Raw genomic sequence first — 15,180 nt, forward strand, 5'->3', positions numbered from 1 at the left:
TGCCCCATGGCTGAATCGATTCTCGATGTGGATCTGCTGGCCTTCGAGCGGGGTAGCCAACGGGTCAGGGACGCCGTGGTCGATGGGGTGAGGCGCAGTCTGGCCACCGGTTTCGTCTACACCAACAGCGATCTCCCCGTCGATCTGCTGGATTCCGCCTACGGCCTCCTGCAGCGGTTCTTCGCCCTGGAGGCTGAGGCCAAGCGGCGCTTCCGCGCCCCGGGCGCCAACGGCCAGACCGGCTACATGGACCTGCTGGTGGAAACCGCCGCCGGCAGCGCGCACCCCGACTGGAAGGAGATGCTGAACTGGTCGGCCCCGTTGCCGCTGGGCCATCCCCTGCGGTGCCGGTTCCCGGAGCTCTATCCCGAGCAGGTCCTGCCGGAGGCGGCTGTGCCCGGCATCACGGCCCTGCTGGCCGAGTTCCACCGGGCGATCGCCGATCTGCAGCGGCGTTTCCTGCGGGTGATCGCCCTGGGCATGGGCTGCGCCGAAGACTTCTTCGAGGAGATGGTGTCTGAGGCCCCCACCCTCACCCGGGCCCTGCGCTATCCGCCCATGGCCGAGGCCCCGGCGCAGGGCCATCTCTGGGCGGCGGCCCATGGCGACATCAACCTGATCACCGCCCTGCCGCGGGCCACGGGACCCGGCCTGCAGGTACGGGTGGCCGGGGAATGGCTGGAGGCTGCCCCGCCGGAGGGGCGGGTGATCATCAACACGGGGCTGATGCTGGAGCGGCTTTCCAACGGCCGCATCCCCACCGGCTGGCACCGGGTGATGGCGCCGGCAGGGGCCACCGGTGAGCGCCATAGCGTTGTCCAGTTCTGCCATGCCAGGCCCTGGACAATCCTGGCGCCGGTGCCGTCCTGTTGCGGGCCCGATCACCCCCAGCGCTACTGCGCCATCCGTGCCGCTGATGCCCTCGAAGAGGTGCTCTACCGCATCAATCTGCTGGAGAGCGGGGTGGCGATCGGTGCAGAGAACGGCTGATCCCGAGTCCTCCGTCGCCCATCAGTTCAACGATCCATGGGGCTGGGCCACTGCGATCGCAGATCCGGCCGATGAACCAGGGCCAGATGGCCCGGGCGGGCCTCACGGAAGCGCTGGGGGTTGGCCCGCCTCAGTGGAGCCACCGCGGGATCGATCTGACCGGGCGGCATGGCTGTGCTTTATCCAGAAAGCACGGCAGCGCCCAGCCTCCGCATAGGCTCAATCCATTGCGAGGCTGAAGGGATGGACGAAGGCAGCAGGGAAGGCGGCGAGCAGTCTTTTCTCTACGAGCCCCTGGAGCGCTTCGGGGAGGGGCTCACCACCTCCCGGCCCTGGAACCTCAGCGCCCTGACGGGGGTGGAACGGCTCAACGGACGGGCGGCGATGCTGGGGTTCGCAGCGGCTTTGCTCGGTGAGCAGCTCACTGGCCAGGGAGTCCTCGGTCAGCTGGCCCTGATGCTGCGCTGGCTGCTGGGCTGAGGGCTGAATCGCTGGGCGTCCCTCCACCGGCCCATGGCCTGGCGATCCACTCCCGTTGCAAGCGGCCACCACAAGTGGCGCGGAAGTCTCCCTGCTAAGTCTCAATGCGTCGTTACGTGGTAACACTGGAAGGGAGAAGGAAGGCAACGTGAGACATGACGATGGGTTCCAAGAGCCATTCTCTCTACATTTTGATGATCAGCATTCATGGCCTGATCCGTGGAAAGGATCTTGAACTGGGACGTGATGCTGATACCGGTGGCCAGACGAAATACGTTGTGGAGTTGACAAGGGCCTTGGCCCGCCAAGCCTCAGTTGGGCAGGTGGATCTTGTCACCCGCTGCGTACGTGATGCTGGCGTCTCGGTGGACTATGGGATGCCGACGGAGCTGCTGGATCCCAAGGCACGCCTCATTCGCATCACTGCCGGACCGGATGCCTACATTCCCAAGGAAGAGCTTTGGGGCCATCTCGATATGTTCACTGATGAGCTGTTCACCTGGCTCCATCGTCAGCCGCGCCTGCCGGATGTGCTGCACAGTCACTACGCCGATGCCGGCTATGTGGGCGTGCATCTTTCTCACCTCACGGGCTTGCCACTCATCCACACCGGCCACTCCCTCGGTCGGGACAAGGTTCGCCGGCTGCTTGCCCTCGGCTTGTCCGTCGAGGAGATCCAGCAGCGCTACAGGATGTCTGAACGGATCAGTGCGGAAGAGGAGGTGTTGAACAGTGCCAATCTCGTGATCACGAGCACGCACAATGAGATCGAAGATCAATACGAACTGTATGACTGCTACACACCAGACAAGATGTCTGTTATCCCACCGGGAACCGATCTGAACCAATTTCATCCTCCCACCTCCAGGGACGGACCTGTGGCATTCGCCAGCACTCTGAGCAAGCATCTCAGGGAGCCTGATAAACCGATGATCCTGGCGCTTTCAAGGCCGGATCAACGCAAGAATATCGTCTCACTTCTGGAAGCCTATGGGCGGTCAAAACGTCTCCAGAAGGTGGCCAATCTTGTGATTGTGGCTGGTAATCGTAATGACATTCGTGAACTCAATGAGGGTGCTCAGGCAGTCCTGACGGAGCTGCTTCTTGTCATCGACTGCCACGAGTTGAATGGACTCGTGGCGTTGCCAAAGCACCATTCCTCCAGTGAGGTGGCGGACATTTACCGGCTGGCAGCCTTCTCGAAGGGTGTGTTCGTCAATCCTGCTCTCACCGAGCCTTTTGGCCTGACTCTGCTTGAAGCGGCGGCCAGTGGACTGCCGCTTGTGGCGACGGAGGTCGGCGGACCGGTGGACATCATCGGAAACTGCAGAAATGGTCTGCTGATTGATCCCCTCGATGAGGCTTCGATCGCCGGCGCCTTGCTCCAGATTCTGGAAGATCGGGATCTTTGGACAACGTTATCAGCCAATGGACTGATGAATGTCCGCAGGTTCTATTCCTGGGAAGCGCATGCACAAAAATATCTTGACAGCTTGCAGACTCTGGTGCTTCAGAGCCAGCATCTTTCCCGACCCGCCCCCCTGTCCAAGCCCCCGGCTGTCCAGACCCGAACCTGCGCCCTGTTCACGGCCATTGATGACACCCTGCTTGGTGATCCCCAGGCCCTTACCCAGTTCTTGAAGCTGATGCGGGAGCAGCATCGCAGGGTCCTGTTTGGCATTGCCACCGGTCGACGACTGAACTCGGTTCTCAAGATTTTGAAGGTCCATTCCATCCCGATGCCCGATGTGCTGATCACCAGCCTGGGGACAGAAATCTATACCCCACCCCAGCTGACGACAGACATCTCCTGGACTCATCACATCGACCATCTATGGACCCCGCAGGTGATCAAGCGGCTCATGGATCCATTGCCGGGACTGATCCTGCAGCCCAAGGAGCATCAGAGCCGTTTCAAGCTGTCCTACTTCTACGATGGACAGCAGGCTCCTTCAGTGGAAGAGATCCTGACGCTGTTGCGTCAGCATGAACTTTCCGCCCATACCAGCCTCTCCTTCGGGCACTTTCTTGACTTCGTCCCCGCCCGTGCCTCCAAAGGGCAGGCTCTACGTTATGTCGTCAATAAATGGAAGATCCCCCTGGAGCGTGTTCTGGTGAACGGCGGATCCGGCGGTGATGAAGACATGTTGCGGGGGCAGACTCTCGGTGTGGTTGTGGAGAGCCGATTCCGAGAGGAGTTGGCCCAGCTGAGCGATTCCGACCGGGTGTACTTCTCCTCGGGATCCCATGCCTCAGGCATTCTGGAGGCGATTGAGCACTATGACTTCTTTCACTGATCCCTTGGGCTCCCGGGCAGCATGGGAGCAACGGCTGCTTCTCTGCACGGATCTGGACCGCACCCTTCTCCCCAATGGCGAGGCTCCGGAATCCCCAGGGGCCCGAGAGATGTTCGCCCGCGTGGTTGGGCAACCGGGCCTTTCTCTGGCCTATGTCAGTGGCCGCCACCTGGCCTTGGTGGAAGAGTCGATTCAGGTGTATGGGCTGCCTCAGCCTGACTGGATTCTTGCCGATGTCGGCAGCTCCGTCTATCAGCGGGCCAGCCATGGCTGGTCCCTGCTGGCCCCATGGTCACGGCACATCGCCGCCGATTGGCAGGGGCTCGCGGCAAAGGATCTGGCCGTTCTTCTCTCTGGACTCCCGGGTTTGAGATTGCAGCCGGACGACAGGCAGAACACCCACAAATTGAGTTACTTCGTATCTCTGGGTGTTGATCTGCCCGCCTTGATGCAGGCCATCGAGATACGGCTGGATGAACGGGCTCTTGCGGCCAACCTGGTCCACAGCGTGGATGAGCAGGCGGCCGTCGGTCTGCTGGATATCCTGCCGCGGCGGGCCAGCAAGCTGCACGCGATTGAATTCCTCATGCGGAAGCAGGGATTCACCCCTGATCAAACGCTGTTTGCCGGCGACAGCGGCAATGATCTTTCGGTGCTCACCAGTTCGCTGCCTGCGGTGCTGGTGGCCAATGCCCATCCATCTGTGGTCGAGCTGGCTACCGCAGAGGTCAGGCGGAACGGCATGGTGAATCATTTGTATCTTGCCAGAGGCGGGTTTCTGGGCATGAATGGCAATTACAGTGCCGGAATCCTGGAAGGGATGGGCCACTTTCACGCCGACGCCCTCCGGGTGCTGGGTTGATCTGATGCTGACGCCTTGTCCGATCACCATTTTCGGAGAAGTCCTTTTTGATTGCTTCCCGGACGGTACGGAGGTCCTCGGCGGTGCACCGTTCAATGTGGCCTGGCACCTCAGGGGCTTCGGCCTGGCTCCCATCTTCATCAGCCGAGTGGGTACGGACCGTCGTGGTGATGCGATTCGATCCGCCATGACGTCCTGGGGGCTGGAACCGTCATTCCTGCAGGTCGATGCCTCCCACCCCACCGGGCGGGTGGCCGTGACCTTCCAGGCCGACGAACCCAACTACGAGATCGTGCCGGGGAGTGCCTACGACGTCATCCAGTCCGAGGGCTTCCAGCACCTGCCAGCCTCCGGTCTTCTCTATCACGGCACTCTGGCCCTGCGCCATTCCGCTTCGGCTGCGGCACTGGCGGCCCTCAAGGGCCGGCATCGGGGCCAGATCTTTCTGGACGTCAACCTGCGCAGCCCCTGGTGGTCGCCGGAGTCGGTTCTGCCTCTGGTGGAGGACGCTGATCACGTCAAGCTCAACACAGCGGAACTGGCCCTGCTGACGTCGGAGGACTTGGCTGCAGTGGATGGCGAGAGCCTGTCGGCGTCGGTGGATCGCTTCGCCCACCGCCACCATCTCGAGACCCTGATCCTCACCCGTGGTGTCCTGGGAGCTCTGGTCTGGAGCGACGGCAGGATCGTCTCCGTTCGACCCGCCGCCTGTACCCATGTGGTCGACACGGTGGGGGCGGGGGACGGGTTCGCCGCCGCATTTCTGCTCGGTCTTGGCCAGCAGTGGCCTCTGGAGGAGAGCCTTGAGCATGCCCGTGATTTCGCTGCTGAGCTGGTGTCGCGCAGGGGCGCCACGATCGACGATGTGAGCGTTTACGAGCAGTTTCTGATGGCTTGGAGCTCAAGCTGACGCGATGTACGAACAAATCTCCCACTCTCTGCTGAATTCGATTCTCGACGATCTACGTCCTGAGATTCGGCGTCAGGATCTGCGCCATTTCTACACCAGGCTGGGTGCCAACTTCTACGCCATACATTCCCTGTTCGTCACTCTGTACGGCCACCGTGATGACTTCAAGTTCCAGCTTCTGCGCCTGGTCGAGACCATGGCACGTGGCTATATTGATCGATCACGGGAACTCGAGTCTCTTGATATCCAGAGGGAGGACGACTACAACTGGTTTCTCTCCCAGAAGTGGGTAGGGATGGCTCTGTATTCCAATGGCTTTGCGGAGAATCTGCAAGATCTGGAAAGCAAGATTGGCTATTTTCAGGAGCTTGGTATCAATATGGTGCATATCCTACCCATTTTGAGGTGTCCAGCAGGTAAAAGTGATGGCGGCTATGCGATCAGTGATTTTCGCCAGATTGATGAGAGGGTCGGTACCATCGCCGATCTACGCCACATCGCCAAGGAGTTCAGGAAGCGAGATATCCTGCTGGTCCTTGATATTGTTCTGAACCATACCTCGGATGAGCACGAGTGGGCCAAGCGGGCAATCGCTGGAGAGCAGCACTTTCGTGATTATTACTATGTCTTTGACAGCAGGGACATCCCTGACGTCTTTGAGCAGAGCATGCCCGAAGTCTTCCCGGAGTCCGACCCGGGCAACTTCACTTGGAATGAGGCGATGGGGCAGTGGGTCATGACGGTGTTTCATGACTACCAGTGGGATCTGAACTACTCCAATCCGGCTGTTTTCATTGAAATGTTGGATGTGCTGTTGTTCTGGGCCAACCAGGGAGTGGATGTTCTGCGTCTCGACGCCGTTGCCTTTCTCTGGAAAAAGCTTGGTACCACCTGTCAGAACGAACGTAAGGCCCATCTGATCCTGCAACTGATGAAGGACTGCTGCCAGGTGACGGCGCCCGGTGTGCTGTTCATTGCTGAGGCCATCGTGGCGCCCACCGAGATCACCAAATACTTCGGCGAAGATGCGATCGTGGCCAAGGAGTGTGAGATCGCCTATAATGCCACCTTGATGGCCTTGCTGTGGGACAGCATGGCCACCCGAAACACTAAGCTGTTGTCGCAGGGTCTCAAGAGTCTGCCGAACAAGCTTGAGCGTGCCACCTGGCTCAATTACGTTCGTTGTCACGATGATATCGGCTTCGGCTTCGATGACCAGGACATCGACCAGGCGGGCTACGAACCCCGGGCCCACCGTCGCTTCCTGATCGATTACTTCAAGGGTGATTTCGATGCGATTCCCCGGGGCCTTGCTTTCATGCCCAACGACACCACCGGGGACGCGCGGATCTGTGGGTCGCTCGCTTCCCTGGTCGGCCTGGAGTCGGCGCTGGAGTCGAAGGATCAAAAGCTGATCGACACGGCCATCAGCCGCATCCTGCTGATGCATGGCATCATCCTTTCCTTCGGTGGTATCCCACTCATTTACAACGGTGACGCCCTGGGCGTCTTGAACGACTACAGTTTTTATGACGATCCCAGTAAATGTAACGACAGCCGCTGGGTGCACCGTCCGAAGATCAACTGGGCCAAGGCAGAGCTCAGAAGGAAGCAGGGAACGGTGGAGTTTTCCATCTTCTCGGCCATGAAGAAGATGATCGCCATCCGCAAGGAAATCTCTGCCTTTGCTGATTTCAACAATCGTGAGATTCTGCATCTCGACAATCAGCACCTTCTGGCTTTCGTGCGCTTCAATCACCTGCGGCCCTCGGAGCTGGTCCTGGTGGTGGCCAACTTCAACAACCTGCCGCAGTTCTTCGACCTCGACAGCCTGGTGCCCTCGGTGTTCAGCAGCCACGACCGTCTGAGTGATCTCCATTCGGGACGCCGCCCGTCCCAGTCCTCCAGCCGCATCGTGCTGCAGGCTTACCAGTTCTATTGGCTGACCAAAACCTGAGCCTCGGCAGCTCTTCGCCCTCTTGCTGGCTCCACTGCCCATGCGCGTCGTCACCCCCGTTCTGCTGGCCCTCCTGCTGGCCTCCGCCGCCGTGGCCGTGACGACGGTGACGGAGGAGCAGGCCCCGGGTGCCCGTGCCCCTGCGGCCCCGGCGAGGACACCACCAGCGGTGCCCCGTGCCTACCCCCGCCTGCCGCAGGATCCTGCCGCCATTGCCGCCGAGCTGGCAGCCCTGGAGCCGGCCCTGCGTTCGCCGGCCACATCGCCGGATCAGCTGCCCGAACTGGCCCACCGCCAGCAGGTGATCTATCGCCGGCTCGCCACCGATCCGGCTCTGGCCGCCCGGGTGCGTGGGGTCCTCCCCGTCCGTTGGCAGGGCGTCCTTGACCGTCACCTGGCGGCCCGCCGCGAGTTCCTGGCCATGCATCGGGGGGGACCGCGTCCGGCCATCGTTCCCGCCTGGCGGATCATCCCACCGGAGCCTGCCGCCAACCTGCTGCGCTACTACCGCGAGGCGTCGGCGGCCACCGGCATCCCCTGGGAGGTCCTGGCCGCGGTGAATCTGGTGGAAACGGGCATGGGCCGCATCGATGGCGTCTCCGTCGCCGATGCCAGGGGACCGATGCAGTTTCTGCCCAGCACCTGGGCCGAGCGGGGCATCGGCAAGGGGGACATTCGTGATCCAGAGGATGCAATCCATGCCGCTGCCCGTTATCTGGTGCGTCGGGGTGGCCTGAAGGACATCCGCAAGGGGCTCTGGGGATACAACAACAGCAACCGCTATGGGCGGGCTGTTCTGCACTACGCGGAGCTGCTTCGCCTGGATCCCCAGGCGTTCAACGGGTTCTACCACTGGGAGATCCACTACACCTCCGCCGCCGGCGACCTCTGGTTGCCGGTGGGATACAACCAGCCCCGACCCCTGCCCGTCACCACCTACCTGGAACGCTTCCCCGCCTCGGCCCCTCCCGACCGCTGAAGCCCCCTGCCAGCATGGAAGGCCCTTTCGGCTCTGGATGACCCAGTTGCAAGCGATCAACATCGCCAAGGTGACCACCATGGCGGCGCTGCTGATCCCGGCCCTGCTCCTGGGGCTGGATTCACCGCGGGTGGTGATCTACCTCTCCCTGCATCTCAGCTACTGCCTCTGGTGGCTGCTTGAGGAGGTTCTGTTCCCCTGGCGTTCCCGTCAGCTCTTCACCGCGGTGCTCCAGCCGCTGCAGACCGCCCTGGTGGTGCTGTACGTCGGGGTGTTCTATGCCCTGCCGGGTTGGCTCGCCATGGCCAATGACCAGCCCCTGCAGCCGCTGACGATCGCCCTGGGTCTGACCTTCTACATCTTTGGATCGCTGCTGAATACGGCGGCTGACGTCCAGAAGGGAACCGCCAAGGAGCTAGGGGCCACCCTGGTCGCCGATGGGGCCTGGCGCCGGGTCCGCCATGTCAACTACCTGGGCGACCTTTTGCGCTATAGCAGCTTCGCGGTGATCGCCGGTTCGCTGTGGGCCTGGTTCTTGCCCGCTTCGGTGCTGGCGCTTTATCTGCCCCGCATGATCCAGAAGGAAGCTTCGATGGCCGAGCGCTATGCCGGTTTCGAGGCCTATCGCCAGAGCAGCTGGTGGCTGCTGCCGGGCCTGCTGTAAGGGCCTCAGCCGAGACCCCTGCCGAGCAGCACATCACGGGCCCCATTAACGGCCTGCATCGTGTCGTGGCGTCCGCCACGGTCGGGGTGATGCTCACCGGCGGCCCGCTTCCAGGCCAGGGTCACATCCGATTCCCGCAGGCGACCCGCCAAGGCCAAGCCCAGTCTGGAGCGAGCTTCAATCGCCTCAAGACTGGGGCTGCGGCCGAGAGGACCGTGGTCGGCGGCGGAGAGGCCCGTGCCCTTCTTGCGCCGCCCCTTGGTTCCAGCAGGTTTGCCTTTGGCACCGGAGCGGGACTTGGCAAAGCCCTTGGCCGGGGGCTCCTGCTCGCCTTCGCCTGCGGCGCTGCTGGCCTGGGAAGGGCGAAGCGACACCAGGGAAACGGGTCGGTCGAGCAGCGTGCGAGCCATGGGTTCAGATGCCAGCTCGGCCAGTTCGTTCGTTGATGGTTCGGATTCAGACCGAGGCGTCGAGGGTGGCGTCGAGGGCGGGGGCCAGATCGATGCTCAGTTCGGCAAGAAGATCGGCAGCCAGGAGATCGGTGGTCTGCCCATCCATGGCCAGTGGATCGCTGGATTCAGCGCTGATCTGGGCAAGCTCAGGAGCCACCATGGCTTCAGGTGCCTGGCCACGACCACCTGCCATTGCCGGGGCGATACAGGTCAGGACCAGACCCACCATCAGGGCAAAAAGGAAGGAGAGGGCTCGCATCGGCCGCAGGAAGCAAATCCACTCCGTCCTAACACCGCTGTGGTCGATCGCGCTGCTGCTGCGTCATCGGGTCATGGAGACAGAATCCAATGATGATTTCCTTGCACTGGTTCTGATCCTCGCCAAGTGTTTCCAGGACGGCGATCGGGAAAGCTGCTGTTGGATCCCCTGCACCCTGCAACGGCCATGACAGAGCCCTCCCGTGATCCCCTGGATGAGGCCATCGCCTCCCGCCGGTCCCAGGATCCCCTGGTCGGGGCAAAAATCGGAGCTGAAGAGATCAGCCGCCGGCTCCTGCAGGTCATGGCGACGGACAGGGGTGTCCACATCGAATCGCTCCTGGCGGTGTGCGGTGCCCTGGCGGGCTACGCCTGGCAGGCCAGTCTGAGGGCGCGAGCCCAGGCGGACGGCCAGACGCCGCCGCCGGGACTGCATGTGGTCGGCACCCGGAACGGCAACTCCTTTCTCGTTGGCGAAGACCTGGCCCAGGGGTTGCTCCAAGACCGCTACTCCACCTGGGGCTTGGCCGCCGCCGCCGCCCAGCAGGCGGGTTGTACGGCCCTGCCAGATCCGATGCAGTTGTGGCGTCATGGGATGGACAGCCTCGGCCAGGAGCTGTTCGGTGTTCCGCAGGTTCCCATCCGGCACCAGCCTTCACCGGAGTCGTTGCAATCGCTGCCAAGCCTGTGGCCGGCGCTCTTGCCGTTGGTGCTGCGGTTCTGCCCTGACCCGGCGGAATGGCCGATCCTGTACGGCCTGCTGGCCCAGAAGGCCATCACCATGGGCCGGGAGGTGCTCGATCCCTGCCTGGCCCTGCGGATCGTGATGGACACCGCCATCGCCAACGCCATGGTGATCGTGCCGGAGAGCCAGGAGACTCCCCCCGGGAGCTGAGTTGTCGTCCACCGGCGCCGTCGCCTTGGCAGCAGCGCCCAGGGGCGTTACGAAGGCCTGCATGGTCCCATGCAACAGGCGGATGACCTCCCGGTTTCGACGCTTTCTGACCGCAATGGCGCTGCCTTGGCTGGTGCTGCTGCCCCTGCCCCTGCTGGCCACAGGGGAGCTCCCGCCTCGGCCGACGGAGGTTCCCCTGGAGGTGCCGGTGGGGGATCTTGGACAGAACGACCGCCTGCCGGAGTCGCTGCGCCGCCGCTACCGGCTGGCCGCGGCCGGGGCCCTGGGTTATCCCTTGGGGCAGCGGCCCACGGAACAGGCCTCCTTCGGGTGGCGGCTGGCTGACTCCCGCAACGGCTGGCGTCTGCACACGGGCCTTGGTCTGATCGTTCCGGAGGGCACGCCCGTGTTCTCCGTGCTGCCGGGCACCGTGCGCCTGGTGGATGAGGTGGGTGGCTATGGGCTGCTCGTCGTGGTCGACCACGGCCTGGGGTGGCAGAGCCTCTACGCCCATCTGCTGGATGTGGCGGTGCTGCCGGGCGAGAGCCTGGCTGCGGGTCAGAGCCTCGGTCGAGTCGGCAGCAGCGGATCGGCCAGCACGGCCCACCTGCATTTCGAGTGGCGCCAGCGGCGCCAGGGGCGATTGGTGGCGGTGGACCCTTCGCCCTTGCTGCAGCCGCTCGGTACCGGCCGCTCGGTGGCGGGACGGTCGCCCTTGCCGCCGCTCCCCTGAGCCACCGGGCAAGCCCAAGCTCCAGCGGGGCCCGCCCCATGGTTCAGGGCCGGTCCGGATCCAGCGGCAGTCCCTTCAGGGCCAGGGCCAGGCGCCGTGCCCCCAGCAGCAGGGGGTAGAGCCGTGCGCTGCGGGATGGCCCGTCGAACAGAGGAACCAGCAAGCGCAGCAAGGGATCGCTGGGACGCATCAGCGCGCACAGGTGCCGCAGCGCCTCGGCTCCGTGCCAGGCCCGCTCTCCCTGCAGCAGAACCGCCCCATCAGCCAGCGGCAGGCCCCGCTTCTGCAAATCCCGCCGCAGTTCCGTATCGGCCCGTCCATCAATGATGCGCAGGTTGGCAATCCCGCTGCGCAATTCACTGCTCAAGGCGAAATGGCGGCAGAACGGGCAGCCGCCGTCGTAGACGAGCAGCAGCGGTTGGTGATCCGGATCGACCGATTGGGCGGAGGGCCCGCTCAGGGCAGATGGGGTGGGCACAGGAGAAAGCCGGGGAGTTGGGTGCGTTCAGCCACGCTTCGATTCTGCTGGCGGTGGAGGTTCCATGGCGTGGGGTGCCCGCGGCTGCATTTCCGAAGGTCCTGACACGCCACGGGATTCTGTGGTCCTCGGCACCATCGGATTGCCAAGAACCGCTAGATCTTCTGCCATTGGATGAGGGTAAAAATGCTTACACCCAGCACCCGTCTGCGGCTCCAGGACATCATCGGCAGAATTGCCGATTCCCAGTCAATCAGTCTCAATGAGCGCATCTATGTTCAGAAATTTGCCGACCGTGATGCCAGCGTCTGGAGCTGGCTGCGGCGGGCTCAGCGGCAGCAGCGGCGGGGTGAACCCGAAACGGACCTTGAGCGCTTCATGGTGCAGATGGATCTGGGGGAACCCAGGGACCCCAAGGGCTTCGATCCTGGCCGTGAGGATCTGGGCGATTGGTTCTCCGGAGCGCCGAGCTGGCTGAAGCGCAGCTGAGTCGCTCCAGGCGCGGTACAAACACTCATTGCCCGGCCTTCGTCGCATCGGTAACTGACAAACGGCAAGGTCCGTGTGTGGATGTCATGGACAGGATGGAGGGTGCCATGAACGCTGTACTTTGTAGCTACCGCAACTGTACAGAACGCATGCGGATCATCCGCTGCTGTGGGCCGGGTGATTTCTTCCTGGAACGGGTTGTTTTCCCGTTTGAGGTGCTCACCTTTCACTGTCCTCCAGCCAGTGATGTCGAGGTCTGGGCAAGGGATTCAGAGGGCGTCGTCCTCATCGAACAACTGCCTGCAGATGCCATGGCGATGCAGCAGGATGGGGTGTCGCTCCGTCCGGAATGGTTGCCCCAGGTCCCGAGCCGAGCGGTGGGGGTCAAGGGGAACGCCAGCTCCGTGTGCCTGCTGCCCCGCTGAAGCCTGCCCCAGCGACGCCAGGCTCTGGCACCGGCTTTCTCTGCAGCGCTGCCTACCGGGAGCACGACACCGGAGCCTGGCACCCGGAATGCCCGGCTCGGGTGGACGCTGTGATCCAGGGCCTGGAGCGCAACGGTCTGCTGAGCCGGTGTCAGCTGATCCCTCCACGTCCGGCCACAGAACGGGAGTTGCTGCGCTGCCACACCCCGCAGTATCTGCAGCGGGTTCAGGAGGATATCCTGGCGGGCCGGGACCAGCTCTCCACCGGTGACACGGCCATCAGCCCCCACTCCGAGCGCACCGCCCGGCTGGCGGCGGGTGGGGTGCTGGCGGCGGTGGAGGCCGTCATGGAGGGGCGGGTGCGCCAGGCTTTTGCGGTCGTCAGGCCCCCGGGGCACCACGCCAGCGCCACCCGGGGCATGGGCTTCTGCATCTACAACAACGTGGCCATTGCCGCCCGCCACCTGCAGGCCATGCATGGGCTGGAGCGGATCCTGATCGTCGATTGGGACGTGCACCATGGCAATGGCACCCAGGACATTTTCTGGCGCGATCCCACGGTGCTTTTTTTCAGCAGCCACCAGGCTCCCTTCTACCCGGGCTCCGGCACCCGGCTGGAGCGGGGTGAGGGGCCCGGAGCGGGCTTCACCCACAATTGCCCCCTGCCGGCCGGCACAACGGGGGTCCAGCTGCTGGCCGCCTGGCGCGAGGAGCTGGTGCCCCTGGCCGAGGCCTTCTCGCCGCAGTTCGTGCTGATCTCGGCGGGCTTCGACTCCAGGGGCGGTGATCCCCTGGGAGATTTCCGGCTGGAGGACGGTGATTTCGCCGCCCTGACCCAGCTGCTGCTCGACATCGCCGCAGATCGGGCGGATGGGCGGTTGGTCTCCGTCCTCGAGGGTGGCTATGACCTGGCTGGTCTGGCGTCGGCCAGCGCGGCCCATGTGGCCACGCTGCTGGATGGATCAGTCGCCGGAGAACAGGACAGGGTCACTTTGTCGCCGAGCTCTTTACATTGATCAGACGGTGAATGGGCCCTTCCCCCCTGCCCGATCTTCATGACCTCCTCCACCTCCTCCCTGCCCAAGAACGCCGTTGCCACCGGGCCCGCTGGCAGGCCCATGGCCCAGCCCATGGACGCCGGGTTGCTGGAGGGGCTGCAAGAGCATCTGGGCCTCGAGCGCAAGGCCAGCGCCGCCTACTGGGCCATGGCCCTCTGGTTCGCCGAGCGGGAACTGCGCGGATTTGCCGCCTGTTTGATGCAGGAGTCCCGTGGGGAGCAGCACCACGCTGGCCTGGTGGCCGACTATCTGATTGCCCGTGGCCAGACGGTGGACCTGGGTGAGCTGCCCGGCCCAGGGCAGCAGTGGAGCGATGCCGAAGCGCTCCTGGCAGACGCCTTCCGGCTGGAGGCCGATGTCACCGCCTCGTTGCAGATCCTCTATTCCATGGCGGAGCGCGCCGCTGACGTGCGCACCACCGTCTTCCTCGACCCGCTGATTCAGGGCCAGATCGCAGCCGAGAACGAGGCGGCCCACCTGCTGGGCCGGGTCCGATTCGGTCGCCTGGAGGCGGCCTCCATGCTGCTCATTGATGGGGAACTGGCGGCTCAGCAGCCTGCAGCCGCGCTGGCCTGAGCGGCCCAGCGCCAGGCCCTCAGATGGGCAAAGGCCTGCCGGCGACCTCCAGCAGGAAGGCGGCCCCGAGGGGATCGCGCAGGGGCAGGTCAGCCATGGCCCGGGCCAGGCGCTGAATTTCAAGCCGGCGGCCTTGCAGGCGCGTCGCTTCCCGGCCGAGGCGCAGGAGGAGCTTGGTGTCGCAGCAGGCGCTCAAGTGCTCGTTCAGCAAGCGCCAGCTCTGGTGCAGGTCGGCCATTTCGCGGCAGAGGCTGCCGATGAGGCTTTCGGAGGTCTGGGTCGTGGTTGTCAACACAGGTCAGAAGGCCAGGGGAGCACCATCCACCAGGGCCGGCGCCAGCCGCAGGCTGGTTGCACCGCTGGGGACCTGCAGCAGCTCGGCGGCCCGGATGCGGGAGATCAACCGGGTGGTGGTCACCCGGGTGGTGCCGATCAGTTCGCCGATGCGCTCGTGGGTGAGGCGGAAGGGCAGGTCGCACCAAGGCCCGCAACGGCGCCCCAGCCGCCGCACCAGCAGCGAGAGCAGGGCATGCAGCCGCAGCTCGGCGCGGCCGAGGTGACGGATGCGCAGCAACTGCAGCGTCCACTCGTTGACCGGATCAAAGCCATGGCCGCCCGTGGGCTCGGCATCGCTGCGGAAACACAGGGGGGTGAGGGCTTCGATGCAGACGCCTTCG

General features: G+C 63.9%; 19 protein-coding genes. 14 read left to right on the plus strand and 5 right to left on the minus strand.

Going from position 1 to position 15,180, the window contains the following annotated elements:
- Window positions 1-6: 6 nt before the first annotated feature.
- The 8 genes from KBZ33_RS01420 (at window position 7) to KBZ33_RS01455 (ending at window position 9,139) form a co-directional block, all read left to right on the plus strand.
- Window positions 7-990, plus strand: coding sequence for an isopenicillin N synthase family oxygenase (locus KBZ33_RS01420; RefSeq protein ID WP_254949499.1), 984 nt, complete (start codon window positions 7-9; stop codon window positions 988-990).
- 243 nt (window positions 991-1,233) lie between these two features.
- Window positions 1,234-1,470 carry a chlorophyll a/b-binding protein gene (locus KBZ33_RS01425; protein WP_254949497.1) on the plus strand — a complete coding sequence of 79 codons (237 nt, stop codon included), beginning with the start codon at window positions 1,234-1,236 and terminating at the stop codon, window positions 1,468-1,470.
- Window positions 1,471-1,625: 155 nt separating this feature from the next.
- Window positions 1,626-3,767 carry an HAD family hydrolase gene (locus KBZ33_RS01430; RefSeq protein WP_254949488.1) on the plus strand — a complete coding sequence of 714 codons (2,142 nt, stop codon included), beginning with the start codon at window positions 1,626-1,628 and terminating at the stop codon, window positions 3,765-3,767.
- Window positions 3,751-4,629, plus strand: a complete 879-nt coding sequence (locus tag KBZ33_RS01435; protein ID WP_254949486.1) for an HAD family hydrolase — start codon at window positions 3,751-3,753, stop codon at window positions 4,627-4,629. The genes KBZ33_RS01430 and KBZ33_RS01435 overlap by 17 nt, the downstream gene beginning before the upstream one ends.
- 4 nt (window positions 4,630-4,633) lie before the next feature.
- On the plus strand, window positions 4,634-5,539 hold the full coding sequence (locus tag KBZ33_RS01440) for a PfkB family carbohydrate kinase (protein ID WP_254949477.1): 906 nt from the start codon (window positions 4,634-4,636) through the stop codon (window positions 5,537-5,539).
- Between the two features lie 4 nt (window positions 5,540-5,543).
- Window positions 5,544-7,496, plus strand: coding sequence for an amylosucrase (locus KBZ33_RS01445; protein WP_254949470.1), 1,953 nt, complete (start codon window positions 5,544-5,546; stop codon window positions 7,494-7,496).
- 40 nt (window positions 7,497-7,536) lie between these two features.
- Window positions 7,537-8,475 (plus strand): lytic transglycosylase domain-containing protein, encoded by a 939-nt coding sequence (locus KBZ33_RS01450; RefSeq protein WP_254949458.1) that lies wholly within the window; start codon window positions 7,537-7,539, stop codon window positions 8,473-8,475.
- Window positions 8,476-8,512: 37 nt separating this feature from the next.
- Window positions 8,513-9,139 (plus strand): isoprenylcysteine carboxylmethyltransferase family protein, encoded by a 627-nt coding sequence (locus KBZ33_RS01455; protein WP_254949449.1) that lies wholly within the window; start codon window positions 8,513-8,515, stop codon window positions 9,137-9,139.
- Window positions 9,140-9,144: 5 nt separating this feature from the next.
- On the opposite strand, the gene KBZ33_RS01460 is transcribed toward KBZ33_RS01455, so the two are convergent.
- Together KBZ33_RS01460 and KBZ33_RS01465 are read right to left on the minus strand one after the other, a co-directional pair.
- Window positions 9,145-9,549 (minus strand): molecular chaperone DnaJ, encoded by a 405-nt coding sequence (locus KBZ33_RS01460; protein ID WP_254949447.1) that lies wholly within the window; start codon window positions 9,547-9,549, stop codon window positions 9,145-9,147.
- Between the two features lie 46 nt (window positions 9,550-9,595).
- Complete coding sequence (locus KBZ33_RS01465) at window positions 9,596-9,751, minus strand: hypothetical protein (RefSeq protein ID WP_255011407.1); 156 nt, start codon at window positions 9,749-9,751, stop codon at window positions 9,596-9,598.
- A gap of 285 nt (window positions 9,752-10,036) precedes the next feature.
- On the opposite strand from KBZ33_RS01465, the gene KBZ33_RS01470 reads away from it, so the two are divergent.
- Entirely contained in the window at window positions 10,037-10,744 is a 708-nt protein-coding gene (locus KBZ33_RS01470; protein ID WP_254949436.1) for a hypothetical protein, read from the plus strand.
- 82 nt (window positions 10,745-10,826) lie between these two features.
- The gene (locus KBZ33_RS01475; protein ID WP_255011409.1) at window positions 10,827-11,477 is read left to right on the plus strand and encodes a M23 family metallopeptidase; all 651 of its coding nucleotides are present in this window, start codon (window positions 10,827-10,829) and stop codon (window positions 11,475-11,477) included.
- 43 nt (window positions 11,478-11,520) lie between these two features.
- Here KBZ33_RS01475 and KBZ33_RS01480 read toward each other — a convergent pair whose 3' ends face one another.
- The gene (locus KBZ33_RS01480; protein ID WP_254949798.1) at window positions 11,521-11,937 is read right to left on the minus strand and encodes a DCC1-like thiol-disulfide oxidoreductase family protein; all 417 of its coding nucleotides are present in this window, start codon (window positions 11,935-11,937) and stop codon (window positions 11,521-11,523) included.
- 204 nt (window positions 11,938-12,141) lie between these two features.
- Between KBZ33_RS01480 and KBZ33_RS01485 the strand changes: the two genes are divergently transcribed.
- The 4 genes from KBZ33_RS01485 to KBZ33_RS01500 all read left to right on the plus strand — a co-directional run bounded on the left by KBZ33_RS01485 (window position 12,142) and on the right by KBZ33_RS01500 (window position 14,503).
- Window positions 12,142-12,444: a hypothetical protein gene (locus tag KBZ33_RS01485; protein ID WP_254949432.1), complete on the plus strand. Its 303-nt coding sequence runs from the start codon at window positions 12,142-12,144 to the stop codon at window positions 12,442-12,444.
- A gap of 107 nt (window positions 12,445-12,551) precedes the next feature.
- Window positions 12,552-12,869, plus strand: coding sequence for a DUF1830 domain-containing protein (locus KBZ33_RS01490; protein WP_254949431.1), 318 nt, complete (start codon window positions 12,552-12,554; stop codon window positions 12,867-12,869).
- A complete protein-coding gene (locus KBZ33_RS01495) occupies window positions 12,851-13,885 on the plus strand; it encodes a histone deacetylase (RefSeq protein ID WP_254949424.1) in 1,035 nt (344 codons plus the stop codon). The genes KBZ33_RS01490 and KBZ33_RS01495 overlap by 19 nt, the downstream gene beginning before the upstream one ends.
- Window positions 13,886-13,924: 39 nt before the next feature.
- On the plus strand, window positions 13,925-14,503 hold the full coding sequence (locus tag KBZ33_RS01500) for a ferritin (RefSeq protein WP_254949418.1): 579 nt from the start codon (window positions 13,925-13,927) through the stop codon (window positions 14,501-14,503).
- 19 nt (window positions 14,504-14,522) lie between these two features.
- Here the strand turns inward: KBZ33_RS01500 and KBZ33_RS01505 are convergent, their stop codons facing one another.
- Together KBZ33_RS01505 and KBZ33_RS01510 are read right to left on the minus strand one after the other, a co-directional pair.
- Window positions 14,523-14,795 (minus strand): hypothetical protein, encoded by a 273-nt coding sequence (locus KBZ33_RS01505; protein WP_254949416.1) that lies wholly within the window; start codon window positions 14,793-14,795, stop codon window positions 14,523-14,525.
- Window positions 14,796-14,801: 6 nt separating this feature from the next.
- Window positions 14,802-15,180 (minus strand): helix-turn-helix domain-containing protein (locus KBZ33_RS01510; protein ID WP_254949415.1); only part of this gene is annotated, 379 nt, incomplete at its 5' end.

The sequence above is a fragment of the Cyanobium sp. Cruz-8D1 genome (assembly GCF_024345975.1).
GTDB lineage: Bacteria > Cyanobacteriota > Cyanobacteriia > PCC-6307 > Cyanobiaceae > Cyanobium.